The organism is Deinococcus gobiensis I-0 (genome assembly GCF_000252445.1).
GTDB lineage: Bacteria > Deinococcota > Deinococci > Deinococcales > Deinococcaceae > Deinococcus > Deinococcus gobiensis.
In genome coordinates this window covers 133,379-158,773 of record NC_017790.1, presented here as the reverse complement: position 1 = coordinate 158,773, position 25,395 = coordinate 133,379, and the positions used below count along the sequence as shown (strand labels likewise).

The window sequence follows — 25,395 nt, the reverse complement described above, 5'->3', positions numbered from 1 at the left end:
GGCGGGTCAGGGGGGGGTCAGGCCGACCGGGGGTCCTATTTGTCTTCCGTCAGCGCGAAGCCCTTGCTGAACTGCTCCTGCAACAGCGTGAACATCAGCAGCGGCGGCAACATGGTCACGATGGCGCCGGCCATCACCGCGCCCCAGTCGGTCTGGCCGCCCACCTCGATCAGGCGGCGCAGCCCCACCTGCACGACCTGACGGTCGTCGTGCTGCATGATCACCAGCGGCCAGAGGTACTGGTCCCAGCCGTACACGAACTGGATGACCGCCAGCGCGCCCACCGTGTTCAGGCTCATGGGCACCAGGACATGCGTCAGGAAACGCAGCGGCCCGCAGCCGTCGATGCGCGCGGCGTCGGCCAGGCTCACGGGGATGTTCATGAAGTGCTGGCGGAACAGGAAGGTGCCCGTCGCGCTCGCCAGAAACGGCACGATGATCGCCGCGTAGGTGTCGGCCCAGCGCAGGTCACGGCTCACCACGTCGAACAGCGCCACGATCAGGACCTCGGTGGGCAGCATCAGCGAGAGCAGCACGAGCACGAAGGCCGCGCCCCGCAGCGGAAAGCGGAAATACACGAAGGCCAGCGCGGCGAGCAGGGCCAGCGCCGTCTTGCCGACCGTCACGCTCAGGGCCACCACGAGGCTGTTGAGCATGTAGCGCCCCAGGTGCGCGCCGCTCCACACGCTGCCCAGGTTCTCGAAGAAGGCCCCGCCCGGCAGCAGGCGCGGGCTGGTCACGTCCGAGGAGGTCTGCGTGGCCTTGAGCAGCGCGAAGATCAGCGGCGCGCTGATGAGCAGTACGGCCACGCTCAGCGCGAGGTGCGCGGCCCAGTCGTGGCGGCGACGGGGAGAAGCGGGACGGCCCACAGGTCTAATTCCCATAGTGCACCCGCCTCTCGCCCAGCCGGAACTGGACCCAGGTCACGAAGGCCACGAGCGCCAGCAGCAGCACGGCCTGCGCGGCGGCGGCGCCGGTCCTGAAGTTCACGAAGCCGTCCTGGTAGAGCTGGTAGACCAGGAAGGTCGTCGCGCCCGCGTGGCCGGTGTAGGGCCCCCCGCGCGTGAGGATGTCGGTCAGGGCGAACGAGTCGAACAGGGCCGCGACGATGTTGGCGAACACCAGAAAGAACGTGACCGGCGTGAGCAGCGGCCACGCCACCCGCCAGAACACCTGCGCGGGCGAGGCCCCGTCAATCTCGGCGGCCTCCATCACGTCGCCCGGCAGGTTCTGGATGGCCGCGAGGTAGAAGACGATGTTGTACGCCAGCCCCTTCCAGACCGCCGCCAGCGTGACCAGCCCGAAGGCCAGCACCGGGGTGTCCAGCCAGCGCGGCTTGATGCCGAAGGCGGCCTCCAGCAGCGTGTTCACCACGCCGACCTCCGGGTTGAACAGGAAGAGCCACAGGGTGCCCGCAATGGCTGGGCTCAGCGCGTAGGGATAGATGAGCAGCAGACGGTAGACCTTCGCGCCGCGCAGGGGGCGGCTGGCGAGCCAGGACAGCGACAGCGACAGCAGCAGCCCCAGGCCCACCGACAGTGCGGTGAACAGCAGCGTTTGAGCGGCGACCTGGAGATAGGCCGGGCTCTGCAGCAGCGCCGTGAAGTTCTCCAGGCCCACGAACTGCCGCGTGCCCAGGATCACGTTGGCGCGGTAGGCCGCGAGGTTCAGGGTGCGCAGCGCAGGCAGGTAGATGAACACGGCGAGCACGAGCATGGTGGGCGCCAGCAGCAGCCAGGGCAGCGCCGCCCCCCGGAACACGGCGCGCTCGTCGGCCGCCGGGGCGGCCCCGGCCTGAGCGGGGCGGGCGCGGCGGCGGCGCGCGGCGCGGGCGGAATGCAGAAGGGACATGGACCTCCGGAAGGGGAACTGGGGCAACCCCCGCCGACCTCAGGGGGCCGGGCGGGGGAAGGAAAGGGGAGGGTCTGGAAGCGCGGCGCGGCCCCGGCCGGAACCGGGGTCAGCCGCCTTACTTGAAGTTGGCGCCGTAGTCGCTCAGGGCGGCGTCCACGCGCGTCTTCGTCTCGGCCTGGGCGGCGGCGACGCTCTGGCTGCCCATGACCTTCTGGAGGCCTTCTTCGATGATGGTGCGGGTCTGGATGGCCGCGCCGTTCAGGCCGCCCGCCGTCGCGGTGCTGGGCACCGTATTCAGCAGCTGGTTGAAGGCCACGAGCTGCAGCGGCGTCTGGCTGAACCAGCCCTGCTTGCGCAGCAGGTCCACGCTGCTCTGGCGCACCGGGTAGTAGCCGGTCAGCTTGTGCCAGTCGGCCATGTTCTTGGTGTTGGTCATGTACAGAGCGAAGTCCAGCGCGGCCTTGGCCTGGGCCTGGCTCACGCCCTTGGTGATCCACAGGCTCGCCCCGCCGATGACCACGCCGTTGCGCTTGGCCCCGTCGGGAATGGGCAGCACGCCCACGCCGAGCTTGAAACCGGCCTTCTTGGCGGCGTCCATCTGGTTGCCCAGGTCGGCGGTCGAGTTGATGGTGAACACGGCCTTCTGGCCCGCGAAGATCGCGTTCGTGCCGTCGGTGTCGGCCAGCTTGCCGGTGTAGGTCTCGAATCCGGCGGTCTGCATGTCCTTGTAGAACTGGAAGATCTTGCGGGCGGCGGCGCTGTCCACGTTGCTCGCGGTGGCGCGGCTCTGGCGGCCGTTGCCCCCGTTGACCAGCGGCGCGCCCTGCTCGGCCATCCACTGCTCGAACAGCCAGCCGTACACGGGCAGCGCCGCGCAGGTCACGTTCAGGTTGGCGGCCTTGATCTTCTCGCAGGCCTTCATCATGCCGCCGAAGGTGGTGGGCGGCGTCTTGGGGTTCAGGCCCGCCTTCTGCATCAGGTCGGCGTTGAAGTACAGCACCGGGCTGGAGCTGTTGAAGGGCAGGCTGTTCACCTTGCCGCCGATGGTGTAGTAGTTGATGACGGGTTTGAGGTAGTCGCTGAAATCCACGTTGCTGACGCCGCCCACGGGCTGGAACATGCCGCTGTCCAGGGCGAGCTGGCTGCCGACCTCGAAAATCTGGACGAGGGCCGGGGCCTTGCCCTGACGCGCGGCGAGGATGGTCGCCTGGAGGCTGTCGTTGTAGCTGCCCTTGTAGCTCGGCACGATCTTCACGCCGGGGTGGGTCTTGTTGTACTCGTCGGCGCGGGCCTGGATCCAGCCGCCGCGCTTGGCGTCCCCGAAGGAGTGCCAGAAGTCCACGGTGGTCTGCGCGGCGGCGTTCTGGGCAGCCAGACCCGTCAGGGTGAGCGTCAGCAGGAGCGTTTTCACGCTCCGCAGCTTAGGAACCCTTCATCATCCGGCCATCATCGGCGGGTCAGGCGGGGGTCAACGGGCGGGCGGGGCCGGTCAGGGAACGCCCCTGCGCAGTCAGCGGGCCGTCAGGAGGCTCCGGGGCAGGTCCCCGATCAGGGCGTCTGCGCCCAGGGCCACGAGCCTCTGCACGTCGGCCACCTCGTTCACCGTCCAGGTGTTCACGCGCCAGCCGCCGCGCCGGGCCTGCGCCATCAGGGCGGCGTCCACCAGCGTGTGGTGGGGGTGCAGCGCCGCCGCGTCCACCAGGCGCATCGCCAGCGGCACGGCGTCCAGCGGCACAGCCTTCATCAACCCTAGGCGGTACGTGCGGTGGATGAGCAGCCCGCGCTCGATGTCGGGGGCCAGCTCGCGGGCGGCGCGCAGCAGCAGCGGGTTGAAACTGCTCAGGATCACGCGCCGGGTCAGGCCGTGGGCGCGGACCGCGTCCAGCGTGCGGCCCACCCGGTCATCGGGGCGGGCGGCCTCGTACTTGAGTTCCACGTTCACGTAGGCCCCCGTGTCGGCCGCCCAGGCCAGGGCGTCGTCCAGGGTGGGGACGGTGGCGGGCAGCTCGGCGCGTTTCAGCCCCGGCAGCGCGCGGCCACCTTGCAGGGCCTCGTCGTGGTGGATGACCAGCGTGCCGTCGGCCAGCCGCCGCACGTCGAGTTCCACGCCGTCCAGCCCCGCGTCGAGGGCCGCCTGGAAACTGGCGAGGGTGTTTTCGGGGTGGACGCGGGGCGAACCCCGGTGACCGAGGAGCAATGGAGCCATGCGCTCAGGGTAGGGCCGCCGGGTCAGAAGCTGGTCCGCTCCAGCCGGGACTCACCTCGGGGGGACCGGGCCGGGTCCAGCGGAAACGGTAGGTGAAGGGCCCGCAGGCGTCCTCCCGCCGGGCGTACAACTCCTCGCCCTGAATCCCGGCGTGGGCGAAGAGCCCCAGCACCAGGGGGATTTCCTGCGTGCCGACACCCAGGGCGCCGGACGAGGACCCGATCTGCCCAAAGTCCGGTGCCCGGTATTCGCCGCAGTGCGGGCGGGGCGGCGTGAGAAACCGCTGAGGCTCGGCCTCCCCTTCCGGGGAGACGACCTGATAGGGCAGCTCCTGTATTTCGGCTGCCCAGCGTCCGGGCAGCCACGTCTCCGGTCCTTCGGTCATCACCGCAGGTCCTGGCCGCAACAGCAGCAGCTGTCCCCGGGAAGATTCGGCCAGGACCTTGCCCGCACTGGGCAACACCCGTCCGCTATGCAAGTTGATCGCCAGATGGTCCACCGTGGTGAAGGCCCCTGTCCCGGCCGTGGTGTAGCTCATCACCCCGCTGACGGGCCAGACCGGGCCGAGAAAAATATCGTCTGACTCCTCGTCGAACATGCTCCAGAGCAGGCGGCCCTGTGGGTCATACCGTTGCAGGCCCACACCCCGGGCGCCCCCCGTGATCCCGGCGCGCAGGGCGATCACCAGGGCCGGCCCGTCCAGCAGCAGGCCCGCCACCCTGAACCCTGCCGGCACGCGCAGCACCAAGGCGCGTCCCCGACTCCGGAAATAGACCTGTGTGCCGAGCGAGACGGCCTGTGGTCCAGCTTGGACGTCCACGGCGCTGTGGGGCTGGGCCGCGAGGGTGGGGGAAGGCAGGGCAAGGAGCAGCAGGAGCGCACACAGCCGGGTGGACATGGGCACAGGAACCTCCAGGAGAGAGCGGGTGGGCCTGTGCCCGAGCATAGGGCGCTTCCGGGAGGCTGGGGGACGACTCTGCGTCCCGTCACGCCGTCCCCTCCCCTGCCTCGACCGGGGACCGGGGGCCGCCATTGGCTTTAAGTTGTGTCCATGACCTCACCCGTGGACCGCATGCGCCGCGCCCTCGCCCAGACCGATGCCCGGACCGGCCCGGACGGCTGGCTCATCTACGATTTCCAGGGCCTCAACCCCCACGCCCGGCGTGTGCTGGACATTCCGCCCAGCGTGTTCCTGACCCGGCGCTTTTTCGTGTACGTGCCGCGTGAGGGCCGCGCGACCGTGCTGCACAACCACATCGAGGGGGGCAACTGGCGGCGCGTGACGCAGGGCTGGGACGCCGAGCTGCGGCCCTTCGGCTCGCACGCCGAGCTGGACGCCGAACTGCGCGCCCTCGTCGCGGGTCAGCGCCTGGCGATGGAGTACAGCCCCCAGGGGGCCGTGCCCTACGTGAGCCGCGTGGACGCCGGTACGCTGGAGCGGGTGCGCGCGGCCGGGGCGGCCGGGATCGTCAGCAGCGCCGACCTGCTCCAGTCCTTCCTGGTGTGGTCGCCCGAAGACCTCGCCGCGCACCGCCGCGCCGCCGCCGTGCTCATGGCCGCCAAGGACGAGGCCTTCGAACTCGTCCACGAGCGCCTGAAGGCCGCGCAGCCCGTGACCGAGCTGGAGGTGCAGGCCCTGATCATGCGGCGCATCGCCGGGGCCGGGATGCAGGCGGGCCACGACGTGAACGTCAGCTTCGGGGTGAACGCCGCCGACAGCCACTACGAGCCGAGCGCCACCCAGAACGCCACGCTGGAGGCCGGCCAGTGCGTGTTGATCGACCTGTGGGCGCAGGAGCCGGGACGCCCCTTCGCGGACGTGACCTGGGTGGCCCACGCGGGCGAGCCGGGGGCCGAGTACCTGGACGCCTGGGCGGCGGTGAAGCGGGCGCGCGACGCGGCCCTGTCGCGCCTCCGGGAGCGCCACGCGGCCACCGGCTGGGGCGAGGTGCAGGGCTGGGAACTCGACCGCGCCTCGCGGGACGCGATGGGCGACACCTGGGCGCCGCACTTCCTGCACCGCACCGGCCACGACCTCGGCGTGCAGATTCACGGCGCGGGAGCCAACCTCGACGACTACGAGACGCGCGACACCCGCGCCCTCACGCCGGGCCTGTGCGTGACCATCGAGCCGGGCACCTACCCGGCGGCGCGCGGCTTCGGGCTGCGCACCGAAATCGACGTGTACCTCGCCCCGGACGGCCCCGAAGTCACCACCGACCTCCAGCATGCGCCCTTCGTTCTCGGGGCGGGCGAGTGGGCGGCCGTGCGCGCCGCCGGGTACGGCGAGGCCTGAAGGGCGCCCAACTGACAAGAAACCTTGAAACGCTTCTGCGGGCAGCCCTGGGGGGCGGCGGCGTAGCGTGGAGTATGGCCCTCACCCTCCTGCCGCTCCGCCCCACCCCTGCACAGCAGGCCCAGAAGCGGGCCACGCAACTGGCCTCGGCGCTGCCGCGCCCGCTGGACCTCACGGTGGCCTCCAACCGCTACGCCGCCGCCGGGCTGGCGGTCGGCACCCTGGCCCCGCTGCTGCTGGGCCGGGGCTGGAAGGCCGCGCTGGGCACCGGCATGGCGGGTTTCTCGGCCTGGGCGACCGCCCGCGAACTCGACCCCGACCACCCGCAGACGGCGGCGGTCGCCCTGCCGGTCGCGGCGGCGGCGGCGCTGCTGGGCGGCGCGCCCAACCTGCTGGGCAGCCTGACGGCGGTCAGCAGTCTGCGGGTGCTGTCGGCCACGGTGGGCCACCGCCCCTCGCAGAACGACCTGCTGGCGCTGGGGGTCCAGGCCGCGCTGTCGGCCTTCGCGGGCCAGCGCGCCGCCGCCCTGCTGCCGGGCGCGGCCCTGTCGCTGGCCGCCGACGCGGGCGACCGCTTCGCCCCGGCGCCCGAGGCCGCCCTGTACGGCGTGGCCGCCGGGGTCCTGCCGCCCACCCTGCACCGCCAGGAGAAGGACAGCAAGGAGAAGGGCACGGACCGCGCGGACCAGAAGGCCCCCCCCAAGAAGGCCAGCGACCGGGGCGTCCTGACCGACCTCCTGAGCCTCGCCGCCCTGGGCCTGAGCCAGAGCCTGGCCGCGCCCGAGACGGTGCGCAGCGGCTGCGACCTCGTGCCCACGACCGTCTCGGCGCAGCGGGTACAGCGTTCGCGGCAGCTCGCCCTGGGGGCGCTGGGGCTGGGGCTGCTGCTGCGCGAGAGCCGGGGGCTGGCACCGCTGGCGGCCGCCACGCTCGCGGTGGGCCTGCGCCGCAGCGGCGCGCTGGACGCGGCCACCCCGAAGTCCTGAGGCTACGCCGACCGGCCGGGGAGCGAGCACGGAGGCGCGCCGCGCGGCCTCAAACGGCGTTGCGCTGATTCCAGAACTCTGCTGGAACCATCTGAAGTTCGTCTCATCTTTAAGCCTTCCTGAAGTCCGGTCTGCCCGGCCCCGCCCCACCCCCCCCACCGGCCCGCTAGGCTGGGCGCATGGCGAACCTCGGCTCCTCCACAGTCATGCTCACGGGTGCGGGCGGCGCGCTCGCCACCGCAATAGCGCAGGAACTCGACGACGCGGGCGCGCAGATCGTGCTGGTCGGGCGCGGCGAGTCGCTGGCGCGCGCCGCCGACCGCGTCCCCGCCACCGAGGTCATCGACGTGGACCTCACCGATCCGGCCAGCATCGACCTGCTGCGCAAGGTCAAGGTGGACACCCTGATCCACACGGTCGGGGCCTACGCCACCCAGGACGCCCAGAAGGCGACGGGCGAGGACTACCGCACGATGTTCGACGAGAACATGCTGACCCTGTTCCATGCCGTGCAGGGCGTCCTGCCCAGCATGCTGCGGCAGAAGGACGGCATGATCCTGGGCGTGAGCGCCGGGCAGGCCGCGCAGCTCAGCGGCCCGAAGGCGGCGCTGTACACCGCCAGCAAGGCCGCCGTCGCCGCCTATGTCCTGAGCCTGCACGACGAGCTCAAGGGCCGGGGCGTGCGCGGCTGCGTGCTCTACCCGATGGGCTCCATCGACACGCCCGAGAACCGCGACGAGGGGGTCAAGTGGGAGGCGATGATCGACCCGCGCGGCCTCGCCAAGAGCGTGGCGCACGCCCTCTCGCGGCCCGACCGCGCGCACGTCACCGAGATGAAGGTCTACCCCGACGAGATGGAATGAGGGGCGCGGCGTGACCTGACCCCGCGCCTCCGGGCCGGGGCAGGATCAGGTCACGCGGGCCGCGGCCCTGCGCCCCAGCCGACCCGCACCAGTTCGCCCAGGCCGCCCGAGTACCCGTCGTCCAGACGGGGCCACTCGGGGGGAAAGGGTTGGGTGCGGGTCACGTCGTTGGGCACGACGACCACCGGCATCCCGGCCGCGACCGCCGCAGACGCCCCGTTGAAGCTGTCCTCGACCGCGAGGCATTCGCCCGGCTTCAGGCCCAGGCGCGCGGCGGCCAGGGTATACAGCTCGGGGTCGGGCTTGACCTGCGCCACGTCGTCGCGGGTCGCCGTCACCTCGAACAGGTCCAGCAGATCGTGCTGCGCGAGCCAGGGCGTCACCCAGTCGCGCCCGCTGCTCGTCGCCAGGGCGAGGCGCAGTCCGGCGGCGCGCGCGCCCTCCAGCACCGCCCGCACGCCGGGGCGCACGTCCTGCTCGGCGATGTCGGCCAGGATGCGGCCGTGCAGCGCCTCGTGCACCGCCGCCCGGTCGGCCTGCACCGCCTCGGGCAGCCCCGCCCAGGGGTCGAAGGCCCCCCAGGTGCCGATGCCGCGCTGCCAGTCGCTGAGGCTCAGCTCGCGGCCGTGGGTGCGGTACAGCTCCTGCCAGTGCCAGAATTCGCGGGTTTCGGTGTCCAGGATGGTACCGTCGAAATCGAAGACGAGGGCCTTGAGGCCGCCGGGCAGCGCGGAGGGTTGGGGGGCCGGAGCGGAAGCGGTCATGACGGGCAGTGTAGGAGCCGGGACGTCAGCGGGGCGTGCGCCGACCTGACCGAATCTTGAGGCTCGCCGGCCCTTCCCTTTCGCGGGACGCCCGGACGGGGGCCGGACGGGTACTCTGCGGAGTATGGCGCAATGGGTACAGAACCTGATGGACAGCATGGGCTATCTGGGCATCCTGCTGCTGATGATCCTGGAAAACGTCTTTCCACCGATTCCCAGCGAGCTGATCATGCCCTCGGCGGGCTTCGCGGCCTCGCGCGGCGACCTGAACATCTTCCTGGTGGTCCTGATGGGCACGCTGGGCAGCGTCATCGGCACCCTGCCGCTGTACTACGTGGGGCGGGCTTTCGGAGAAGAGCGGCTGGTCGCCTGGGCCGACAAGTACGGAAAGTGGCTGACCATGTCGGGCAAGGACATCCGCAAGGCCGACGACTGGTTCGACCGCCACGGCACGGGCGCGGTGCTGTTCGGGCGCATGGTGCCGGGCATCCGCAGCCTGCTGAGCCTGCCGGCCGGCATGAGCGAGATGCCGCTGCCCAAGTTCCTGATCTACAGCGCCATCGGCTCGGCGCTGTGGGCCTCGGTGCTGGCGGGCGCGGGCTACGTGCTGGGCGAGAACTACGACCGCGTCGAGCAGTATGTCGGCCCCGCCTCCAAGATCATCCTGGGCGTGCTGGTGGTCGCCGCCGTGGTGTGGTTCGTGCGGCGCAAGCGCAGTCAGGCGGCGGGCGGCAGTGGGGCATGATGGCCCCATGACCTTTCCCCCGCAGCCCGACATTCCCGACGAACTGCGCACCGCGCGGCTGTGGCTGCGCCGCCCCGCCGAGGCCGACGCCGAAGCCCTGATGGCGGCGCGCGACGCCTCGCTGCCCGAGCTGCGGCGCTGGATGGTCTGGGCGCAGTCGCCCCAGGACCTGTCTGGCACCCGCGACAACCTGCGGGCGGCGGCGGCGGCCTTCGCCACGCGCGAGAGCCTGCGCTACCACGTCTGGAACGCCCAGGGCACCGAGATCGTGGGCAGCAGCGGGTACCACGCCCTCGACTGGCGCGTGCCCAAGGGCGAGATCGGCTACTGGATCGCCACCGCCCATACCGGGCAGGGCTACGCGCGCGAGGTGACGGCCGCCCTTACGGAGCTGGGGCTGGAACGGCTGCACTTTCGCCGCCTGGAAATCCGCTGCGACGCGGCCAATGGGCGCAGCGCCCGCATCCCCGCCGCGCTGGGCTACACCCTCGACGCCCGGCTGGTCAACGACGCCGTGGCGGCCGACCACCCCCTGCACCTGCGCGATACCCTGATCTTCAGCCGCGTGCAGTGAGGCCCAGCTCATACAGGATGGCTCTGGTTCCACCTCCTCTCGGACAACCCACCGAGAGGAGTTTGCGTCGCCGCCATCCTGTCTTTCCTTCTACTCGCTTCCCCGGCAGAATGGACGGTCTTGGTCAGAGCAGCGCCGATGACGACGCTTGACCGCTCGCCTGGGCAAGCCTGCCCGCTCCGACCGGAGACTTGCGGCGATGCACCGGAATCATTCGAAGTTCGTATCAGGGCACCAGCCGCGTGCCCGCCTCGCCGCGCGCCGCCGCCGCCAGCACCCCGGCCGTCATGCCGCTGGCGATGGTGGCAAAGGGCGCGCCCCGCTCCAGGGCGTCCAGGGCCGCGCGCACCTTCGGGATCATGCCGCCGGCGATCCAGCCCGCCGCGATGCCCGCCTCGGCCTCGGCGCGCGTGAGCTGCGCCGCGCGGGTCGCCGGGTCCGGGTAGGCGCGGTACACGCCGTCCACGTCGGTCAGGAAGATGATGCCCTCCCCCAGCGCCCCGGCCACCGCTCCGGCGGCGGTGTCGGCGTTGACGTTGAGCATGCCGCCGTCCTCGCCCTGGGCCACGCTGCCGACCACCGGGGTCAGGCCCGCGCCCAGCAGCGCGCGCAGCAGCCCGGCGTTCACGCCGGTCACGCGCCCCACCCGGCCCAGCTCCGGGGCCAGCACCTCGGCCCGCAGCAGGGTGTCGTCGCGCCCGGTCAGGCCGACCGCGTGACCCAGGTCCTGCGCGAGTTCCTTGCCCAGGCGGGTCAGGGCCAGCTCGACCACGTCCATCGCCCTGGGGGTCGTGACCCGCAGCCCGTCCCGGAACTCGCTCGGCACGCCGCGCGCCGCGAGTTCGCGCTCGATCACGGGCCCGCCGCCGTGGACCACCACGAGCGCATATTCGGCGCGCAGGGCGGCGATCTCGGCCGCCACCGCGCGCCGCAGTTCCAGGCTCTTCATGGCGTTGCCGCCGTACTTCACGATCATGTCCGGAATTGTAGGGGACCGGGCGGCGGGTCTACCCCAGCGCGGCGCTCAGGTCCCCGGCCAGCGCCCCGTCCTGCTCGGGTCCGCGCAGGGTCTTGGCGTACCACGTCATCGCGGGGCGGGCATCGAGGGCGAAGCGGTAGCCCAGGCGCGCCCAGAAGCGTGCGCCGCGCGGGTTGTCGCCCAGCACGCTCGCCAGAACCCGGCGCGTGCCCGGCGGCAGACGCGCTTCGAGTTCGCGCACGACCTGACCGCCCCGCCCGGCGTTTTGCCACTGCTCGCAGATCATCAGGAGGTTGATGGTCACGTCGCCGGGCTGTGGGTAATCGCACTTGTAGTCCAGCAGCCCCACGAGGCGGCCCCGCTCGTCGTGCAGCAGTTCCAGCCGGCGCCGGGGGTCGCTCAGGGCCGAGGCGATCTCGCCCTGGACCTCGCTGATGCTGGGCACCCGCGACCCGAGCAGCGCGAAATAGCCGGGCGTGGCCTGGTAGATGGTATGCAGAATCGGCGCGTGGTGCAGCGCCATCGGCGTGACGTCCAAAATCGGTCTTCCTCCGTCCGGTCGGGCCTGGGCATGACGGTCGTGCGGCGCCGGGACGGAGCCGCCGGGACCACGGGTGGGGGGACCGGACGAGCCGAGCATAGCGCCCACCTTCCCGCTTTCCTTGTCCATTCGTGTTCAGGGCCAGTTCAGTGTGTCTTCACCCGGCTGGGGGGGCAGGCAGGGTATGCTGATGGGATATGACCGGCCTGTTCACGCCGCCTCTCGCCGGTTTCTATGCCCGGCAGCTCGCCCGCCCCGGCGCGGTGCTGGCTCCGATGGCCGGATACAGCGACGCCCCCATGCGTCAACTCGCCGCCGAGCAGGGCGCGCTCTGGACGGTCAGCGAGATGATCAGCGCGCGCGGTCTGGTGCTGGGCGGCGAAAACGAGAGCCTCAACCTGGGCCGGCCCTACCCCGGCGAGCAGGGCCGGGTCGTGCAGCTGTTCGGGGCCGACCCCGAGGTGCTCGCCGAGGCGGTCCGCCGGGCCGAAGCCTGGTTCTCGCCCGCCGCCATCGACCTGAACATGGGATGCCCGGTGCCCAAGGTGCGCGGCAAGGGCGGCGCCTGCCTGCTTCAGACCCCGGAGGTCGCCTACGACCTCGTGCGGGCGATGCGCTCGGCGACCTCGCTGGACGTGAGTGCCAAGATCCGCCTGGGCTGGGACAGCGACCGCAGCCTGGAGGTCGCGCAGGGCCTCGCAGAGGCGGGCGCGGCCGTGATCACCGTGCATGGCCGCACGAGCGCCCAGCGCTACACCGGCGAGGCCGACTGGGCGGCCATCGCGCGCGTGGCGGCGGCCGTTCCCACCCCGGTGATCGGCAGCGGCGACGTGCTGAGCCCCGCCCAGGCCACCGAGCGGCGCGCCCTGGGGGTCGCGGCCGTGATGATCGGCCGCGGCGCGGTGGGCAATCCCTGGATCTTCCGGGCGCTGGCGGGGGGAGCCCCGGCCGTGCCCGACGCCGCCACGCGCGCCGGCACCGCGCTTCGGCACGCCGAACTGCAGGACACCTTCTATACCGCCCCCGACCGCCACCGTCCCGGCGAGCTGCGGCGCGCGAGCATGCGGCCGCTGCGCAAGGTACTGCCCAAGTACCTGCCCGACCTCCCCGAGCTGCACCCGGCGCTGCTTCAGGCCGAGACGCTGGACGACGTGCGCGCGGCTCTCGCCCCGGTCCTGGCGACGCGGCCGGCCGGGCCGCGCGGGCCGGCCGTGGGGGTCGCCGGGAGCCGGGCGTGAACGTCCCCGAGTACTACGCCTACCTCGCGGCCTCGCGCGCCCAGCTCTGGGACTTCTTGCGGGCGCTGCCGCCGGAAGACCTCGACCGCGACGTCATCGGACCGGGCGACCGCTTTCACAGCGTCAAGGACCTGCTGCTGCATGTCAGCGATGTCGAGGACCACTGGATTCACGCGGTGGCGCGCGGCGACGGCGTAGGTGTGGCGCAGCGCTACCCCCACGACTGGGTGCGCCCGCAGGCCGGACAGTATTCCCTGGCCTGGATCATCGATTACGGCCGGGAAATCGGCGAGATGACGCAGCGGTACCTCGGGACCGCCCCTGACCTCTCGCGGCGCGTCAAACTCGTCCACGACGACCCCGAGAGCGACACCGTGACCCTGGAGCAGCTGTTCTGGCACGTCATGACCCACGAGGTCCGGCACGTCGCCCAGATCACGCTGCTCGTGCGCCAGCAGGGCCACACGCCGCCCTGGCTGGACTACCTGCGCTTCGCGCGCCCGCAGGTCGCGCCCTCCGCCGCGGGCACCGATTTCGCCGACAGTCTGGACCCCGAAGACTTCACGGCGCCGGAATAATCTCCCGCAACGTTGCCCACCCCGCAGGTCGCCGAGGTCAGGTGCTCCGCCCCCAGCACGGCCCCCAGCCCGCCCTGCGTCTGGCCTCTCCCCAACTCTGTACAGGGATCTAGCTGCGCCCGGCGCACCTCACGAAAAGGCCTCCCCGACGGGGGAGGCAGGACGGGTGGCGGAGAAGCTTATTCGGAGCGCGGGGGACGCGGGCCACGGTCGCCCCGGTCGGGACGCGAGCCACGGTCGCCGCGCGGTTCGCGGGGCGCGCGCGGAGCAATCTTGCCTTCCAGCTCGGGGCGGATCAGGTCGATCTTGCCCCGGTCGTCGACGTTCACGATCTTGACGCGCAGCTTGTCGCCCACGTTCAGCACGTCCTCGACCGCATTGATGCGCTCCTCGCTCATCTGCGAGATGTGCAGCATGCCGTCCTGGCCGGGGTACAGGTTCACGAAAGCCCCGAACGGCGCGGTCTTGACCACCGTGCCCTCGAACTCCTCGCCCACCTTCGCCTCGCGGGTCAGGCCCGAGATGCGCGCGCGCACGGCCTCGGCCGCCTCGCCCGACGCGCTGAAGATGCGGATGGTGCCGTCTTCCTCGATGGTCACCTGCGCGCCCATCGCTTCGAGTTCGCGCACCTGCTTGCCGCCGGGCCCGATGACCTTGCCGATGAGTTCGGGGTTGATCTTCATGGACACGATACGCGGCGCGGTCGGCGAGAGTTCGGCGCGCGGCGCGGCGAGCACCTCGGCCATCTTGCCCAGGATGTGCAGGCGGGCCTCACGGGCCTGCGCGAGCGCCTCACGCATCACGGCCGGGGTGATGCCCCCCACCTTGATGTCCATCTGGAGGGCCGTGACGCCATCGGCGCTGCCGCAGACCTTGAAGTCCATGTCGCCCAGCGCGTCTTCGAGGCCCAGGATGTCGGTCAGGATGCGGTAGCGCTCGCCTTCCATGACCAGGCCCATCGCCACGCCCGCGACCGGCGCCTTGAGGGGCACGCCCGCGTCCATCAGGGACAGGGTCCCGGCACACACGGTCGCCATGCTGCTCGACCCGTTCGATTCGAGCACCTCGCCCACCACGCGGATCACGTAGGGGAATTCCTCGAAGCTCGGCAGCACCGCGCGGATGGCCCGCTTGGCGAGGTTGCCGTGCCCGATCTCGCGGCGCGACTGCCCACCCATGCGCTTGACCTCGCCCGTGCTGTACGGCGGGAAGTTGTAGTGCAGCAGGAACTTGTCGCCGGTTTCGCTGCTCAGGTCGTCGATCAGGATCTCGTCGCGCTCGGTGCCCAGCGTCGCCACGCCCAGCACCTGCGTCTCGCCGCGCGTGAAGATCGCGCTGCCGTGCGCGCGGGGCAGGGGCCGCGTCTCGATCCAGATGGGGCGCACGGTTTTGGAGTTGCGGCCGTCGGCGCGCAGGTCGTCTTCGAGGATCAGGCGGCGCAGTTCCTGCTTCTCGACCTTGCTGAAGGCCGCCTTGAGGGCCAGGATGCGCTCGGCGGCGTCCTCGGCGTCCTCGGGCACGCGCTCGGCGATCAGGCGGTCGCGCAGGGCCTTGAGGTTGGCGCTGCGCTCCTTCTTCTTGACGGTCAGCAGGGCGCCGCGCAGCCCGCCCACGCGCGCGGCCTCGGCCAGCTCGGGCACGAGATCGGTGCTCAGGTCGCTCTCGGCCAGGAAGTTGAACTTTTCAAGACCGATCTCGACGCGCATCGTCTCGATCAGGCTGATCACGCCCTGCATCTCGGCGTGGGCAAATTCGATGGCCCCGACCAGGGTCTCCTCGTCCACCGTCTGCGCGCCCGCCTCGACCATCATCACGGCGTCGCGCGTGCCCGCGACCACGAGGTCCATCACGCTGCGCTCCAGCTGCTCGGCGGTCGGATTGACGACGTACTGCCCGTCGATCTGGCCCACGCGTACACAGGCGGTCGGTCCGGCCCAGGGAATGTCCGAGACGCTCAGGGCCGCCGAGGCGCCGATGGGCCCCAGCACGTCCGGCGCGTTCTGGCCGTCGGCCGAGAGCACGGTGATGATGACCTGCGTCTCGTGGCGGTAGCCTTTGGGAAACAGCGGGCGGATCTGGCGGTCGGTGATGCGTGCCGACAGGATCGCCTTCTCACCGGGGCGGCCTTCACGGCGCTGGAAGGAGCCGGGAATCTTGCCGACCGCGTAGTGCCGCTCCTCGAACTCGACCGTCAGGGGCAGGAAATCGAGAAGGCTCTTCTCGTCGCGCGCCTGCGCGGTGACGAGCAGCAGGGTGTCGCCGTAGCGCAGGGTGACGCTGCCGCTCACCAGTTTGGCGAGGCGGCCCGTCTCGATGCTCAGTTCACGGCCGCCGAGCATCGTCGTGTAGGTCTTTCCGATCATATGGAAGCAGTGTAGCCCGCAGGGGCCACCCCGAAAGGATGTTCGGAGACCAGCCCGGTTCCGGGCGCTCAGGCCTCGGGGTCGGGGGCGGGCGCGCGGGCAGGGGCAGCCGGCCCGTCGCGGCGCAGTTCGGAGGCGGGCACGCCGTACAGCGGCCCCTGGTCGGTCTGCACGTCCACCGTGCCGGCCAGGGGGTGCAGCTTGGTCACTTTGCCGCAGGCCCCGCTGCCCTCGTGGCAGACCTTGGCGTTCTTGCGCGGCAGGTCGGCCAGCAGTTCGAGGTACTGGGTGTGCTCGAACTGGAGGCAGCACAGCAGGCGCCCGCACGGCCCGCTCAGTTTCTCGGGGTTCAGCGGAAGCTGCTGGTCGCGCGCCATGCGGATGCTGACGGGGGCGAAGTCCTGGAGATGGTTGCTCGAACAGTTTTCGCGTCCGCAGGCCCCCAGCGTGCCGATCATCTGCGCCTGCTCGCGCGGGCCTATGGCGGCGAAGTTCACGCGGGCGCGGGTGTGCTCGCGCAGTTCGCCGATCAGGCCCCCGAGTTCGATGCGTTCGTCGGCGCTGTAGCTCACGGTGACGAGGCTCTCGTCGAGCGTGAACTCGACCGCCACGAGCTTGACTTTCAGGGCGCGCTCGCGGGCGCGGGCCCGCAGCAGCCACTTGATATCCTCGCCCCGGCGGTGCAGGTCGTCCCACTGGGCACGGTCCTCGGGGCTGGCCTCGCGCAGCACCGCCCCGTAGCGGCCGCGCGGGTCGGGGTCGGTCGCCTCGCCGCGCACCGTGGCGACTTCCGGGCCGCGTTTGCCCTGCACCACCACGCGGGTGCCCACGCTGTAGGGCACTTCGCTGAGCATCGCATGCAACCGGGGACTCCGCTCGAAGCGGACAGGCAGGACAACCACGTCCGCCACCATGTCACGAAACCCCGCGCCGCGCCAAGAGCGGAGGCACAAAGTGCCGATCTCTCCGCGCGAACGGACAGGGGCTGCCCAGGGACGGAGCCCCGGACAGGGCAGGGGGCCACCCGGCCGGACGTTTCCCCGGCGGGCGGCCCCTGTGGCCCTGCACGGCCCGGCGCTCAGTGCAGTTCGGCCAGCACCTCGATCTCGACCCGCACGTCGCGCGGCAGCCGGGCCACCTGCACGGTGCTGCGCGCCGGGTAGGGCGCGGAGAAGGCCTGCTCATAGACGCTGTTCATGACCGAGAACTCGTTCATGTCGGCCAGGAACACGGTCGTCTTGACCACACGGTCGAGATCGGTCCCGGCCGCCTGCAACACGGCGCGCAGATTCTCGATGACCTGGCGCGTCTGGGCCTCGACGCCGCCCTCGACAAGCTCGCCGCTGGCCGTCAGGGGAATCTGGCCGCTGGTCACGACCAGATTGCCGAAGCGCACCGCCTGGCTGTAGGGACCGATGGCGGCGGGGGCGTCCGGGGTCTGGATGATCTCTTTCATGCGCACACTGTAGCCCGCCGAGTCCGGGGGCCACGCACCGGGCTAGCCCAGGTCGCGGGGGCGCTCGTCCGGCCCGGCGGCGCGGCTGGCACGGGCGCCGCTCAGCCGCCCGGCGACGCGGCCCGGCTGGCGCGGTGCGGGGCGCGACCGGGCCTGGAGCCACCGCTGCCCCGCCAGCACCGCCACGAGCAGCCCCAGGCCCAGCAACGCGCTCACGGTCCGGTGCTCGGGAATCAGGATGACCCCCAGCAGCGTGAAGTACCCCAGCGTGAGCAGCAGGTAGGTCAGCATGCTGCTGCCCCGGCGGCTGTTGAGCAGCACGTCCACGTATTCCGGCCCGTTGCCGCTGCGCTCGGGCAGGGCGTAGCGGGGCAGGCCGGCGTCGCGGGCGATGTCCACGACCACCGCCGTGATGTTGTCGGGCCCTCCCGCATCGTTGGCGGCGTTGATCAGCACCCGCGCGAGCTGTTCGGGGTCGTCGGAGCGCGACAGCAGACTTTCGAGCGCCGGGCCGTCCACCACGCCGCTCAGGCCGTCGCTGCACAGCAGGAGACGGTCACCGGACCGCAGCGGCAGGCCGAACAGTTCCAGGCGCACCCGTTCCTCGCCGCCCAGGGCGTTGCTCACCACACTCTTCCACTGGTGATGGCGGGCCTCTTCCTCGGTCAGGAAACCCAGGCGCACCTGTTCGGCCACCCAGGAATGGTCGTCGGTGAGGCGCTGGAGTTCACCGCCGCGCAGCAGGTAGGCGCGTGAGTCGCCCACGTGGGCGATCAGCACCGCGCCCCGGTCCACGAGCGCCGCCAGGAGCGTGGTGCCCATGCCCACCGACTCGCCCACCGCGTGGCGCACCACCGCGAGATTGGCCGCCTGCACGGCCCCGGCCAGCCGCTCGGGAGCCGGTCCCCGGCTGTCGAGAAAATGCTGGGTCAGGGTGTCGAGCGCGAGGTTGGCCGCCAGTTCGCCGGCGGCGTGCCCCCCCATGCCGTCGGCGACCGCGTACAACCCGCCCTGCGGCAGATCGAGCGCCACCGCCGCGTCCTGATTCACGCCCCCGACCCGCTGACGCCCCACGTCCGTAAGCACACCGGACGACATCAGAGGCGCTGGCGGGGGCCGCATCCGTCCCACTATAGGTCAGGGGGAGTCCCACACACGAATCAAACTTAACACTCACTGACCTGCCGCAGCTGTTTCTGGCGTGCTGGCACGCAAAACAGCTGCCGGCTCCGGAGCCGGCCAGACCGGACGGCCGCAGAGGGCGGTCAGTCCTGCGCGCCGGGCACCTGGCGGCGCAGCCACAACACGAGCGCTTCGGCCGAGGCCGGGTTGGTCGCCAGGGGAATGTCGTGTACGTCGCACAGCCGCACGAGCGCCGACACGTCGGGTTCATGCGGCTGCGCGGTCAGCGGGTCGCGGAAGAAGAACACGGCGAGCACGCGTTCCTCGGCCAGCCGCGCGCCGATCTGCTGGTCGCCGCCCAGCGGCCCCGACAGCACCCGCTCGACCGTCAGGCCCGTCTGCTTTTGCAGGATGCCGCCGGTCGTGCCGGTCGCCACGAGCGGAAAATGCCCGAGCACGTCGCGGTGTGCCAGGGCGAACAGGGCCAGTTCCAGTTTCTTCTTGTCGTGGGCGATCAGGGCCACCTGACGCGGCGCGGCGGAGGTCATGGCCCCGATTGTGGCATGCCCCGCCCCGAGCGCCGCCGCCCGGTCTACCCGCGCGCCTCAACCCAGTTCGGCCTCGAAATCGCCGCCGTCCTCGAGCAGCAGTTCCATCCAGCGGACGAGGGCCGCGCGGGTGTAGCCGCCGCGCAGGATCATGCTGCTGTCGAGGTGGTAGCTGTCGTCGTACACGTAGGCCTGGGTGTAGTAGTTGCCGTTCCATTCGTTGAGCAGTTCCAGGTCCGGCTCGTCGCCGGCCTCCCAGCTCAGGCCGGCCGACACCCGGTCACAGACCTGCGCGCGGCACTGGCTGAGCCAGACGTCCACGTCCTGCCCCGAGGGCGTCACCACGCTCAGCGACGGGTCCTCGTCGGGCTGCGCGGGATTGACGGTCACGCGGTAGCCCGCCGCGCGCAGCGTCGCCGCCACCGACTCCGTGGTCGCCGGCTGCACCTGCGCGCCGCCCACCACCGGAGCCGCCCCGCCCGCCTGGGCCACCGAGAACGTCAGACCTGCCGCCAGCACCGCACCAGCCCACATTTTTTTCATACTTCACAGTACGGTATCGGCCGCCTCCGACCTGCCACATTCTCGCCTTGACACCTTCCTCATGATTTTCATCTTTGTAGAATGACATGATGAGGAATGACCACGCCCCGCGACCCGGCCCTGGCCTCTCCCCCGCCCGCGCGGCGGCGGCGCACCTTCGGGGTCTATATCGGGCGCTTCGAGCCGCCGCATCAGGCCCACCTGCTGGTGATGCTCGAAGCCCTACAGAGCGTACAGAAGCTGATCGTGGTGATCGGCTCGGCGCGGGCAGCGCGCAACACCAAGAATCCCTTCACGGCCGAGGAGCGCCAGGACCTGATCGCGGCGATGCTGCGCGGGGCGGGCGTGGCGCGCAGCCGGGTGCTGTTCGTACACGTACGCGACTATTTCTACAACGAGAGCCTGTGGCTGAGCGAGGTGCAGCGCGGCGTGGCCGAGTACACGCGCGGCAGCAGCGACGTCGCCCTGATCGGGCACCTCAAGGACGAGAGCAGCTACTACCTGCGGTCCTTCCCGGCCTGGGAGTTCATCCCGACCCATGTGGTCAGCCCGCTGAGCGCCACCGACGTGCGCCGCGCCTACTTCGAGGACCGCCTGGAGGACGTGCGCGGCATGGTGCCCCCCACCGTCCATAGCTTTCTGGAGACCTTCCGGCAGGGAAGCGACTACGCCGAACTGCGCGCCGAGTACGACTACCTGCGCGAGTACCGCGCCGCCTGGGCCACGGCGCCCTATCCGCCGGTCTTCGTGACGGCCGACGCCGTGATCACCCGCAGCGGGCACGTGCTCGTGGTGCGGCGCGCGGGCCGGCCCGGACGCGGGCGCCTCGCCATGCCGGGGGGCTTTCTGGAAACGCACGAGACGCTCCTGGCCTGCTGCGTGCGCGAGGCCCACGAGGAGACCGGGCTGAGCGAGGCCGTCCACCTCGCCGGGCAGCTGCGCGCGCAAGCGGTCTTCGACTACCCCGACCGCAGCCTGCGCGGACGCACGGTCACGCACGCCTTCCATTTCGATCTGGGCATCGGGCAGCTGCCGACCCTGCGCGCCGCCTCCGACGCCGCCGAGGCTTTCTGGATGCCGCTCTCGGACGCGCTGGCCGGCCCGGACCTGTTCTTCGAGGACCACCACGCGATCATCGAACATTTCCTGATGCGGGGCTGAGACCGGGTCCGGAGAGCAGGCCCGGGCGACCCCGGACCCTATTTGCCCGCGCCGCCCACGCCCCCGCCGAGGGGCACGCCACTGGCCGAGACGCCCGTCATCAGGGCCGTGCGGATGCCGGTGGCGATGCCCAGGGCCACGCGGTCGAGGTAGTTGTTGTCGCGCAGGTTCAGGCCGTCGACCGGGTGGCTGGTGTAGCCGATCTCGATCAGGGCGGCCGGAATGCGGCTGTTGCGCAGCACGGCCAGCGAGCGGTTGTTGCGCAGGCCCTGGTTGAACGCGCCGGTCTCCGCGATCACTTCCTGTTGCAGGGTCTGGGCCAGCGCCGCCGAGAGGGGGTGGTTGGGGTTCCACCACGTCTCGACGCCGTAGCCGCGCAGCACCGACGCGGCCGGCATGGCGTTGACGTGGATGCTCACGTACATCTGCGTGCCGGGGGTGCCCATCGCCGCGCGCATATTCAGGTCGGTGTTCTTGTCGCGGCTCAGCTCGCGGTCGCTGTCGCGGGTCATGACCGCGTCCACCCCGGCGGCGCGCAGCAGCCCCGCCACCCGCAGGCCCACGTCCAGCGTGACCTGCTTCTCGACGATGCTGCCCACCGCGCCCGGGTCCACGCCGCCGTGCCCGGGATCGATGATCACGCGCGGGCGCACGAAGCTGGCACTCAGCGCCAGGATGGCCGTGCCCCGCGTCATCGACATGGGCGGCACGGCCGCGATCACCTTTTCACGGGCGCTCAGCGGGGTCAGGTCCGCCAGGGCAGGCGAAAAGTCGATGGCGAGGCGCGAGCGGTCGCCGCTGCTGGGCGCGAGCAGCTGCGCGCGCCAGCCGCTGCGGGGCGTGGTGGGGGTGCCGGTCACGAAGATCACGTTCAGGCCGGCCGACGTGGGTTCGTAGCGCCACGAGCGGACCTCGGGCGAGACGTTCTGGGCCGTCTGGGCGATGGCCCCCGAATTCGCCCCGGTGATCTCGACGCGCAGGCCCACCCCGCCCGGCACGATGCGGTAGCTCGACCCCGGCGGCAGGTCCAGGACCATGCGGGTCAGGCCCGGGTTCTTGCCCACCCGCGGAGCCCCCAGCGACGCGCCGGGTTGCAGGGCACCGGGCACGCGGCCCACCAGGGCGCTGGGCTTGTCGGCGTCGGCCCCGGGCAGGGCGGGCGCGGGGGGCAGCACCGGCGCCACCACCACGCTGTCGCCGGGGGGCAGGCCGGGGGCCGTGCCGTGGGTGGTGGGGGCGTCGTTGGCGTCGTCGGCGCGCGTGGCCTGCGCCGCCGCCTGGGCCTGCGCCAGCGGCGTGTTCAGGGCGGCCTGTGCGGCCGCCGAGGTCGCGGGCGGGCCGCTCAGGACCGTGCCCTTCACCGTCGGGCCCGCGCCCCCGGCCAGGGTCGCACCGAATTCCAGGATCAGGACGCGCGTGCCGCCCAGGATGGTCGCCTCGCTGGCCCGCCACCCGTCGCTCAGCGACAGCGGAAAGGGGGTGACGAGCGTGACCTGGCCGCCCCCGGCGCGGTACTCGGTCACGCTGGGCCCCAGCCGCGCCGTGACGGCCGGCAGCACCCGCGCGCCCGCCACGTCCAGCCGCAGCCCGCCGAAGGTCGGCGCGAGCGTGTAGGTCACGCCGGCCGGCAGGTCGAAGACCACGCGCGTCGTGTTGCCGTCGCTGCTGCTGCGCGGAGTCCCGAAGGTCGCGTTCTGCACTCCGGTCAGGGTCAGGGGGGCCGGAGCGGGGGCGGCCTGCGCCGGGCCGGTCACCGCCGAGGGTGCCGGTGCCCCCGGACCGAGACGCAGCGACGGGGCCGCCTGCACCGGCACGCCACGCTGAAAGGGGTCCGTTTGAGCCGCTGCCCATGACCCTAGCAGCAACGCCGATGAGAGCAAGATGGCAGACGGCTTCATTTGCGTTCCATATTGACCCGCAGGCCGTGAGAAATCCGTACGACGGCTCATGATCGCGAGCCTGCTCACTCTGTCCTGCGGAAGTGGGGGGGCGCAGCGCAGTTGACGGCGCGCCCGGGGTGCAGTCAACTGCGGAGCCTATGAGCCTCGACCAGACCCTGGGCATGCGCCTGCTGGACCACTCGCCCCAGCGGACCCGCGTGACCCTGACGGTCGGCCCGGACGGCGTGAACATGCACGGCAGCGCGCACGGCGGCCTGATCTTCAGCCTCGCGGACCAGGCCTTCGCGGTCATCAGCAACCTGGAGGTCCAGGCGGTCGCCGCCGAGACGCACCTGAGCTTTTTCCGCGCGGCCTTCCCCGGGGACCGCCTCGTCGCGGTCGCCACCCCCGAGCGCGTGGGCCGCACGCTCGCCACCTACCGCGTCGAGGTGCGCCGGATCAGGGACGAGGCCGACGAGGGTGAACTCGTGGCGCTCTTCCTGGGCACCGTCTCCCGGCGCGGAGCTCAGCCTTCCTCCAGCGGATAGGTGCGCGCGGCGCGCAGGGCCAGCCAGATCAGGTGGCAGTAGAAGGCGAACACCCCGGCAAACACCAGCCAGCCGGGGAAATTGCCGATGTCGGCCAGGGCCAGCGCCTCGGGAAATTCCAGGATCCAGCCCTTGGGCTGCCCGAGGTCGAGCTTGGCGAACCACGCGAGCAGCACCGCCGCATAGATCCACAGGTAGTTGCGGTTCAGTCGCCAGCCCAGGGCGTCGGCGCGGCTCATGGGACTGCGCGGCTTGGCGAGTTCGGCCAGCAGCAGCTGGTGCCAGCCGGGGTCCACCCGGTCGCCCAGCATCGCCGGATAGAAGAAGCGCTCCATGATCCGCACGCGGTGGTGCGCGATCTCGTAGGTCCGGAAGCGCCGGGCCTCCAGCCGCAGGAAAAAGTAGTTCATGAACATGGCGAACAGGAAGGTCGCGTGGCTGTTGTTCACGTCCCCCAGCGCGAAACTCGCCAGGCCCGCCGTGGTCACCACCGACCAGTTGGTGGTCATGTCCAGGCGCTGGCGGTAGGCCGTCATCTTGCCGACCTCGGCGCGGTAGAGATGAATCAGGGCGTTGGCCTGGTTGCCGCTGTAGCTGACTTCCGTCAGGCCACCTGCCTGCGCCGCCCCTGGTCCCCCGCCGGCCCCCGGCATCAGCCCCGTGTCCCTTGCATGGCCCCAGCGTAGCGCGCCGGGCGGCGGCGCAGGGCGGCCATTACGGCGGCGCGGCGCTCAGCGCGTGATGTCGAAGCGCAGCAGCGTGGAGACGCCCGGACCCGCAGTCCGGAGCCGCGTCAGCAGTTCCGTCTCGAGGTGGCCCCGTCCCTGCACACTCACAGTGGCGAAGGCGGCCTGCGCGCCGGCATAGGCACTGATCCCGTCCAGGTTCAGCGGTGCGGGCGCGGCGAACAGCAGGGCGGTGTGGGTCCCCAGCGGCTCCCCTGCCCTCAGCTGAATCTCGGCCCCGGCACCGGGAAACTGATATGCCGCGCCGGGCGCCAGGGTCACGGGGCTGGTGCGCAGGCGGTTGGGGAGCAGCTGTTGGATCTCCCCGTCCGGATTCTCGACGAACAGGGCCACGTTCCAGGGTGCCGGCGTGCCCGAGAGGGTCAGCGAAAAGGTCAGGGGATCGCCGGCCCGCAGCGGGCTGGGGGTCAGGCCCAGCTCGGCGCGGGGCGCTCCGGCCACAGGAGCCGAATCGGTGCCGCAGGCGGTCAGACCCACGCAGAGGGCCAGGGCGACACAGGACAACAGGCGCATGACCCGACCCTAGCGCGGCGTCCTGGGCCGCGCCGCCGCACATGCGTTTCCAACGAAAACCCCCCGCCACGGGGACGGGGGGACAGGCCTACGGCCAGACTTACTTCTGCGCGTGCACCACGAGCTTCATGGGGATGGTGACTTCGGGGTGGGCGCGGTACGCGATGTCGTACTCGCCGATTTCCTTGACGGTCTTCGGCATGTCGATCTTGCGGCGGTCCACGTCGAAGCCCAGCTTGTCCAGGGCGCCGGCCACGTCACCGTGGGTCACGGCCCCGTAGATCTTGCCTTCGCCGGCGCGCACGCTCAGCTCGACCGCGACGCCGTTCAGGCGGCTGGCGAGGTCTTCGGCGACGGCCTTCTGCTGCGCCTGCTGCTTGACGCGGCTGCGGATCTGCGCTTCGAGGGTCTTCATGTTGCTGTTGGTCGCCGGGGCAACGATGCCCTGGGGAATCAGCCAGTTGCGGGCGTAGCCAGGCTTGACGTTCACGACGTCGCCAGTCTTGCCGAGCTTGCCGGGTTCAAGAAGAATTACTTGCATGTCAATTCTCCTTATTTCCGGACCAGTTTCTCGGTGTAGGGCAGCAGGGCCAGCTGGCGGGCGATCTTGATCGTCTGCGCGATGCGGCGCTGGTGCTTGGCCGAGAGGCCGGTGCGGCGGCGGGGGAGGATCTTGCCGGTGTCGGAGACGAAACGGCGAAGCATCTTGACGTCTTTGTAGTCGGTGATTTCCAGTTCTCCGATGGAGAAGGGATCGACCTTCGGCTTGCGGGGACGCTTGGGTCCCTTGCCGCGCGGCTTGCGCTCGGCGCTGCTGTTCTGGGTCATGGTGGGGGTCCTCGGCGCAAATTGCGCCTATGGAGTGCGCTCAGACGGCGCTGGCCGTTTCCC

The 25,395-nt window shown here is 71.3% G+C and carries 28 protein-coding genes; 9 read left to right on the top strand and 19 right to left on the bottom strand.

Annotation, left to right across the window (positions count from 1 at the left end; genetic code table 11):
- Nucleotides 1–35: 35 nt before the first annotated feature.
- The 5 genes from DGO_RS00795 to DGO_RS00775 form a co-directional block, all read right to left on the bottom strand.
- Entirely contained in the window at nucleotides 36–884 is an 849-nt protein-coding gene (locus DGO_RS00795; protein ID WP_014683564.1) for a carbohydrate ABC transporter permease, read from the bottom strand.
- Nucleotides 874–1,851: a carbohydrate ABC transporter permease gene (locus tag DGO_RS00790; RefSeq protein WP_014683563.1), complete on the bottom strand. Its 978-nt coding sequence runs from the start codon at nucleotides 1,849–1,851 to the stop codon at nucleotides 874–876. Before DGO_RS00790 ends, DGO_RS00795 begins: the two co-directional genes overlap by 11 nt.
- Nucleotides 1,852–1,969: 118 nt before the next feature.
- Nucleotides 1,970–3,265 (bottom strand): ABC transporter substrate-binding protein, encoded by a 1,296-nt coding sequence (locus DGO_RS00785; protein WP_145975215.1) that lies wholly within the window; start codon nucleotides 3,263–3,265, stop codon nucleotides 1,970–1,972.
- Nucleotides 3,266–3,364: 99 nt separating this feature from the next.
- Nucleotides 3,365–4,060 carry a glycerophosphodiester phosphodiesterase gene (locus DGO_RS00780; protein ID WP_043800440.1) on the bottom strand — a complete coding sequence of 232 codons (696 nt, stop codon included), beginning with the start codon at nucleotides 4,058–4,060 and terminating at the stop codon, nucleotides 3,365–3,367.
- Between the two features lie 4 nt (nucleotides 4,061–4,064).
- Complete coding sequence (locus DGO_RS00775) at nucleotides 4,065–4,958, bottom strand: hypothetical protein (protein ID WP_145975214.1); 894 nt, start codon at nucleotides 4,956–4,958, stop codon at nucleotides 4,065–4,067.
- Nucleotides 4,959–5,111: 153 nt separating this feature from the next.
- Here DGO_RS00775 and DGO_RS00770 point away from each other — a divergent pair, with 153 nt between their 5' ends.
- The 3 genes from DGO_RS00770 (at nucleotide 5,112) to DGO_RS00760 (ending at nucleotide 8,205) form a co-directional block, all read left to right on the top strand.
- Nucleotides 5,112–6,356, top strand: a complete 1,245-nt coding sequence (locus DGO_RS00770; RefSeq protein ID WP_014683559.1) for a M24 family metallopeptidase — start codon at nucleotides 5,112–5,114, stop codon at nucleotides 6,354–6,356.
- Nucleotides 6,357–6,430: 74 nt separating this feature from the next.
- Entirely contained in the window at nucleotides 6,431–7,342 is a 912-nt protein-coding gene (locus DGO_RS00765) for a hypothetical protein (RefSeq protein WP_050920635.1), read from the top strand.
- Nucleotides 7,343–7,521: 179 nt separating this feature from the next.
- Nucleotides 7,522–8,205, top strand: a complete 684-nt coding sequence (locus tag DGO_RS00760) for an SDR family oxidoreductase (protein ID WP_014683557.1) — start codon at nucleotides 7,522–7,524, stop codon at nucleotides 8,203–8,205.
- Nucleotides 8,206–8,255: 50 nt separating this feature from the next.
- On the opposite strand, the gene DGO_RS00755 is transcribed toward DGO_RS00760, so the two are convergent.
- On the bottom strand, nucleotides 8,256–8,969 hold the full coding sequence (locus DGO_RS00755; protein ID WP_043800435.1) for an HAD family hydrolase: 714 nt from the start codon (nucleotides 8,967–8,969) through the stop codon (nucleotides 8,256–8,258).
- Between the two features lie 124 nt (nucleotides 8,970–9,093).
- On the opposite strand from DGO_RS00755, the gene DGO_RS00750 reads away from it, so the two are divergent.
- Both DGO_RS00750 and DGO_RS00745 read left to right on the top strand, forming a co-directional pair.
- A complete protein-coding gene (locus tag DGO_RS00750) occupies nucleotides 9,094–9,714 on the top strand; it encodes a DedA family protein (protein WP_014683555.1) in 621 nt (206 codons plus the stop codon).
- Nucleotides 9,715–9,721: 7 nt separating this feature from the next.
- Entirely contained in the window at nucleotides 9,722–10,288 is a 567-nt protein-coding gene (locus tag DGO_RS00745) for a GNAT family N-acetyltransferase (RefSeq protein ID WP_043800433.1), read from the top strand.
- 226 nt (nucleotides 10,289–10,514) lie between these two features.
- Here DGO_RS00745 and argB read toward each other — a convergent pair whose 3' ends face one another.
- Nucleotides 10,515–11,264, bottom strand: coding sequence for an acetylglutamate kinase (gene argB / locus DGO_RS00740; RefSeq protein ID WP_014683553.1), 750 nt, complete (start codon nucleotides 11,262–11,264; stop codon nucleotides 10,515–10,517).
- 31 nt (nucleotides 11,265–11,295) lie between these two features.
- The gene (locus DGO_RS00735) at nucleotides 11,296–11,805 is read right to left on the bottom strand and encodes a GNAT family N-acetyltransferase (RefSeq protein WP_014683552.1); all 510 of its coding nucleotides are present in this window, start codon (nucleotides 11,803–11,805) and stop codon (nucleotides 11,296–11,298) included.
- Nucleotides 11,806–12,083: 278 nt separating this feature from the next.
- Here DGO_RS00735 and DGO_RS00730 point away from each other — a divergent pair, with 278 nt between their 5' ends.
- Nucleotides 12,084–13,046 carry a tRNA dihydrouridine synthase gene (locus DGO_RS00730; protein ID WP_043802823.1) on the top strand — a complete coding sequence of 321 codons (963 nt, stop codon included), beginning with the start codon at nucleotides 12,084–12,086 and terminating at the stop codon, nucleotides 13,044–13,046.
- On the top strand, nucleotides 13,043–13,624 hold the full coding sequence (locus DGO_RS00725; protein WP_014683550.1) for a DinB family protein: 582 nt from the start codon (nucleotides 13,043–13,045) through the stop codon (nucleotides 13,622–13,624). Before DGO_RS00730 ends, DGO_RS00725 begins: the two co-directional genes overlap by 4 nt.
- A 179-nt stretch (nucleotides 13,625–13,803) precedes the next feature.
- Here the strand turns inward: DGO_RS00725 and pnp are convergent, their stop codons facing one another.
- From pnp to DGO_RS00695, 6 genes are all read right to left on the bottom strand, one after another.
- Nucleotides 13,804–15,987, bottom strand: coding sequence for a polyribonucleotide nucleotidyltransferase (gene pnp / locus DGO_RS00720; protein WP_014683549.1), 2,184 nt, complete (start codon nucleotides 15,985–15,987; stop codon nucleotides 13,804–13,806).
- A 68-nt stretch (nucleotides 15,988–16,055) separates the two neighbouring features.
- A complete protein-coding gene (locus DGO_RS00715) occupies nucleotides 16,056–16,841 on the bottom strand; it encodes a PSP1 domain-containing protein (protein ID WP_050920634.1) in 786 nt (261 codons plus the stop codon).
- A 224-nt stretch (nucleotides 16,842–17,065) separates the two neighbouring features.
- Nucleotides 17,066–17,443 carry a RidA family protein gene (locus DGO_RS00710; RefSeq protein ID WP_014683547.1) on the bottom strand — a complete coding sequence of 126 codons (378 nt, stop codon included), beginning with the start codon at nucleotides 17,441–17,443 and terminating at the stop codon, nucleotides 17,066–17,068.
- A gap of 42 nt (nucleotides 17,444–17,485) precedes the next feature.
- Nucleotides 17,486–18,565, bottom strand: coding sequence for a PP2C family protein-serine/threonine phosphatase (locus tag DGO_RS00705; protein WP_043800429.1), 1,080 nt, complete (start codon nucleotides 18,563–18,565; stop codon nucleotides 17,486–17,488).
- A gap of 143 nt (nucleotides 18,566–18,708) precedes the next feature.
- On the bottom strand, nucleotides 18,709–19,113 hold the full coding sequence (gene mgsA, locus DGO_RS00700; RefSeq protein ID WP_043800426.1) for a methylglyoxal synthase: 405 nt from the start codon (nucleotides 19,111–19,113) through the stop codon (nucleotides 18,709–18,711).
- 57 nt (nucleotides 19,114–19,170) lie between these two features.
- A complete protein-coding gene (locus DGO_RS00695) occupies nucleotides 19,171–19,656 on the bottom strand; it encodes a YbjN domain-containing protein (protein ID WP_043800424.1) in 486 nt (161 codons plus the stop codon).
- A 96-nt stretch (nucleotides 19,657–19,752) separates the two neighbouring features.
- Here DGO_RS00695 and DGO_RS00690 point away from each other — a divergent pair, with 96 nt between their 5' ends.
- Nucleotides 19,753–20,817, top strand: a complete 1,065-nt coding sequence (locus tag DGO_RS00690; protein ID WP_043800421.1) for a bifunctional nicotinamide-nucleotide adenylyltransferase/Nudix hydroxylase — start codon at nucleotides 19,753–19,755, stop codon at nucleotides 20,815–20,817.
- A gap of 38 nt (nucleotides 20,818–20,855) precedes the next feature.
- Here DGO_RS00690 and DGO_RS00685 read toward each other — a convergent pair whose 3' ends face one another.
- The gene (locus tag DGO_RS00685) at nucleotides 20,856–22,715 is read right to left on the bottom strand and encodes an N-acetylmuramoyl-L-alanine amidase family protein (protein WP_043800418.1); all 1,860 of its coding nucleotides are present in this window, start codon (nucleotides 22,713–22,715) and stop codon (nucleotides 20,856–20,858) included.
- A 140-nt stretch (nucleotides 22,716–22,855) separates the two neighbouring features.
- Between DGO_RS00685 and paaI the strand changes: the two genes are divergently transcribed.
- Nucleotides 22,856–23,245, top strand: a complete 390-nt coding sequence (gene paaI, locus DGO_RS00680) for a hydroxyphenylacetyl-CoA thioesterase PaaI (RefSeq protein WP_014683541.1) — start codon at nucleotides 22,856–22,858, stop codon at nucleotides 23,243–23,245.
- Here the strand turns inward: paaI and DGO_RS00675 are convergent.
- The 4 genes from DGO_RS00675 to rpsR form a co-directional block, all read right to left on the bottom strand.
- The gene (locus DGO_RS00675; RefSeq protein ID WP_043800417.1) at nucleotides 23,224–23,898 is read right to left on the bottom strand and encodes a DUF2270 domain-containing protein; all 675 of its coding nucleotides are present in this window, start codon (nucleotides 23,896–23,898) and stop codon (nucleotides 23,224–23,226) included. The two genes, paaI and DGO_RS00675, sit on opposite strands and share 22 nt — an antisense overlap.
- A 78-nt stretch (nucleotides 23,899–23,976) precedes the next feature.
- Nucleotides 23,977–24,504 (bottom strand): DUF4384 domain-containing protein, encoded by a 528-nt coding sequence (locus tag DGO_RS00670; protein ID WP_043800416.1) that lies wholly within the window; start codon nucleotides 24,502–24,504, stop codon nucleotides 23,977–23,979.
- A 100-nt stretch (nucleotides 24,505–24,604) separates the two neighbouring features.
- Nucleotides 24,605–25,045: a 50S ribosomal protein L9 gene (gene rplI / locus DGO_RS00665; protein WP_014683538.1), complete on the bottom strand. Its 441-nt coding sequence runs from the start codon at nucleotides 25,043–25,045 to the stop codon at nucleotides 24,605–24,607.
- An 11-nt stretch (nucleotides 25,046–25,056) separates the two neighbouring features.
- Entirely contained in the window at nucleotides 25,057–25,332 is a 276-nt protein-coding gene (gene rpsR, locus DGO_RS00660) for a 30S ribosomal protein S18 (RefSeq protein ID WP_014683537.1), read from the bottom strand.
- Between the last annotated feature and the right edge of the window lie 63 nt (nucleotides 25,333–25,395).

What these genes read in the sequence shown, in the direction of transcription:
- DGO_RS00795 (WP_014683564.1), bottom strand. Translation starts at nt 884, where the DNA reads ATGGGAATTAGACCTGTGGGCCGTCCCGCTTCTCCCCGTCGCCGCCAC.
- DGO_RS00790 (WP_014683563.1), bottom strand. Translation starts at nt 1,851, where the DNA reads ATGTCCCTTCTGCATTCCGCCCGCGCCGCGCGCCGCCGCCGCGCCCGC.
- DGO_RS00780 (WP_043800440.1), bottom strand. Translation starts at nt 4,060, where the DNA reads ATGGCTCCATTGCTCCTCGGTCACCGGGGTTCGCCCCGCGTCCACCCC.
- DGO_RS00775 (WP_145975214.1), bottom strand. Translation starts at nt 4,958, where the DNA reads ATGTCCACCCGGCTGTGTGCGCTCCTGCTGCTCCTTGCCCTGCCTTCC.
- DGO_RS00770 (WP_014683559.1), top strand. Translation starts at nt 5,112, where the DNA reads ATGACCTCACCCGTGGACCGCATGCGCCGCGCCCTCGCCCAGACCGAT.
- DGO_RS00765 (WP_050920635.1), top strand. Translation starts at nt 6,431, where the DNA reads ATGGCCCTCACCCTCCTGCCGCTCCGCCCCACCCCTGCACAGCAGGCC.
- DGO_RS00760 (WP_014683557.1), top strand. Translation starts at nt 7,522, where the DNA reads ATGGCGAACCTCGGCTCCTCCACAGTCATGCTCACGGGTGCGGGCGGC.
- DGO_RS00755 (WP_043800435.1), bottom strand. Translation starts at nt 8,969, where the DNA reads ATGACCGCTTCCGCTCCGGCCCCCCAACCCTCCGCGCTGCCCGGCGGC.
- DGO_RS00750 (WP_014683555.1), top strand. Translation starts at nt 9,094, where the DNA reads ATGGCGCAATGGGTACAGAACCTGATGGACAGCATGGGCTATCTGGGC.
- DGO_RS00745 (WP_043800433.1), top strand. Translation starts at nt 9,722, where the DNA reads ATGACCTTTCCCCCGCAGCCCGACATTCCCGACGAACTGCGCACCGCG.
- argB (WP_014683553.1), bottom strand. Translation starts at nt 11,264, where the DNA reads ATGATCGTGAAGTACGGCGGCAACGCCATGAAGAGCCTGGAACTGCGG.
- DGO_RS00730 (WP_043802823.1), top strand. Translation starts at nt 12,084, where the DNA reads ATGGCCGGATACAGCGACGCCCCCATGCGTCAACTCGCCGCCGAGCAG.
- pnp (WP_014683549.1), bottom strand. Translation starts at nt 15,987, where the DNA reads ATGATCGGAAAGACCTACACGACGATGCTCGGCGGCCGTGAACTGAGC.
- DGO_RS00715 (WP_050920634.1), bottom strand. Translation starts at nt 16,841, where the DNA reads ATGCTCAGCGAAGTGCCCTACAGCGTGGGCACCCGCGTGGTGGTGCAG.
- DGO_RS00710 (WP_014683547.1), bottom strand. Translation starts at nt 17,443, where the DNA reads ATGAAAGAGATCATCCAGACCCCGGACGCCCCCGCCGCCATCGGTCCC.
- DGO_RS00705 (WP_043800429.1), bottom strand. Translation starts at nt 18,565, where the DNA reads ATGCGGCCCCCGCCAGCGCCTCTGATGTCGTCCGGTGTGCTTACGGAC.
- mgsA (WP_043800426.1), bottom strand. Translation starts at nt 19,113, where the DNA reads ATGACCTCCGCCGCGCCGCGTCAGGTGGCCCTGATCGCCCACGACAAG.
- DGO_RS00695 (WP_043800424.1), bottom strand. Translation starts at nt 19,656, where the DNA reads ATGAAAAAAATGTGGGCTGGTGCGGTGCTGGCGGCAGGTCTGACGTTC.
- DGO_RS00690 (WP_043800421.1), top strand. Translation starts at nt 19,753, where the DNA reads ATGACCACGCCCCGCGACCCGGCCCTGGCCTCTCCCCCGCCCGCGCGG.
- DGO_RS00685 (WP_043800418.1), bottom strand. Translation starts at nt 22,715, where the DNA reads ATGAAGCCGTCTGCCATCTTGCTCTCATCGGCGTTGCTGCTAGGGTCA.
- paaI (WP_014683541.1), top strand. Translation starts at nt 22,856, where the DNA reads ATGAGCCTCGACCAGACCCTGGGCATGCGCCTGCTGGACCACTCGCCC.
- DGO_RS00675 (WP_043800417.1), bottom strand. Translation starts at nt 23,898, where the DNA reads ATGCCGGGGGCCGGCGGGGGACCAGGGGCGGCGCAGGCAGGTGGCCTG.
- DGO_RS00670 (WP_043800416.1), bottom strand. Translation starts at nt 24,504, where the DNA reads ATGCGCCTGTTGTCCTGTGTCGCCCTGGCCCTCTGCGTGGGTCTGACC.
- rplI (WP_014683538.1), bottom strand. Translation starts at nt 25,045, where the DNA reads ATGCAAGTAATTCTTCTTGAACCCGGCAAGCTCGGCAAGACTGGCGAC.
- rpsR (WP_014683537.1), bottom strand. Translation starts at nt 25,332, where the DNA reads ATGACCCAGAACAGCAGCGCCGAGCGCAAGCCGCGCGGCAAGGGACCC.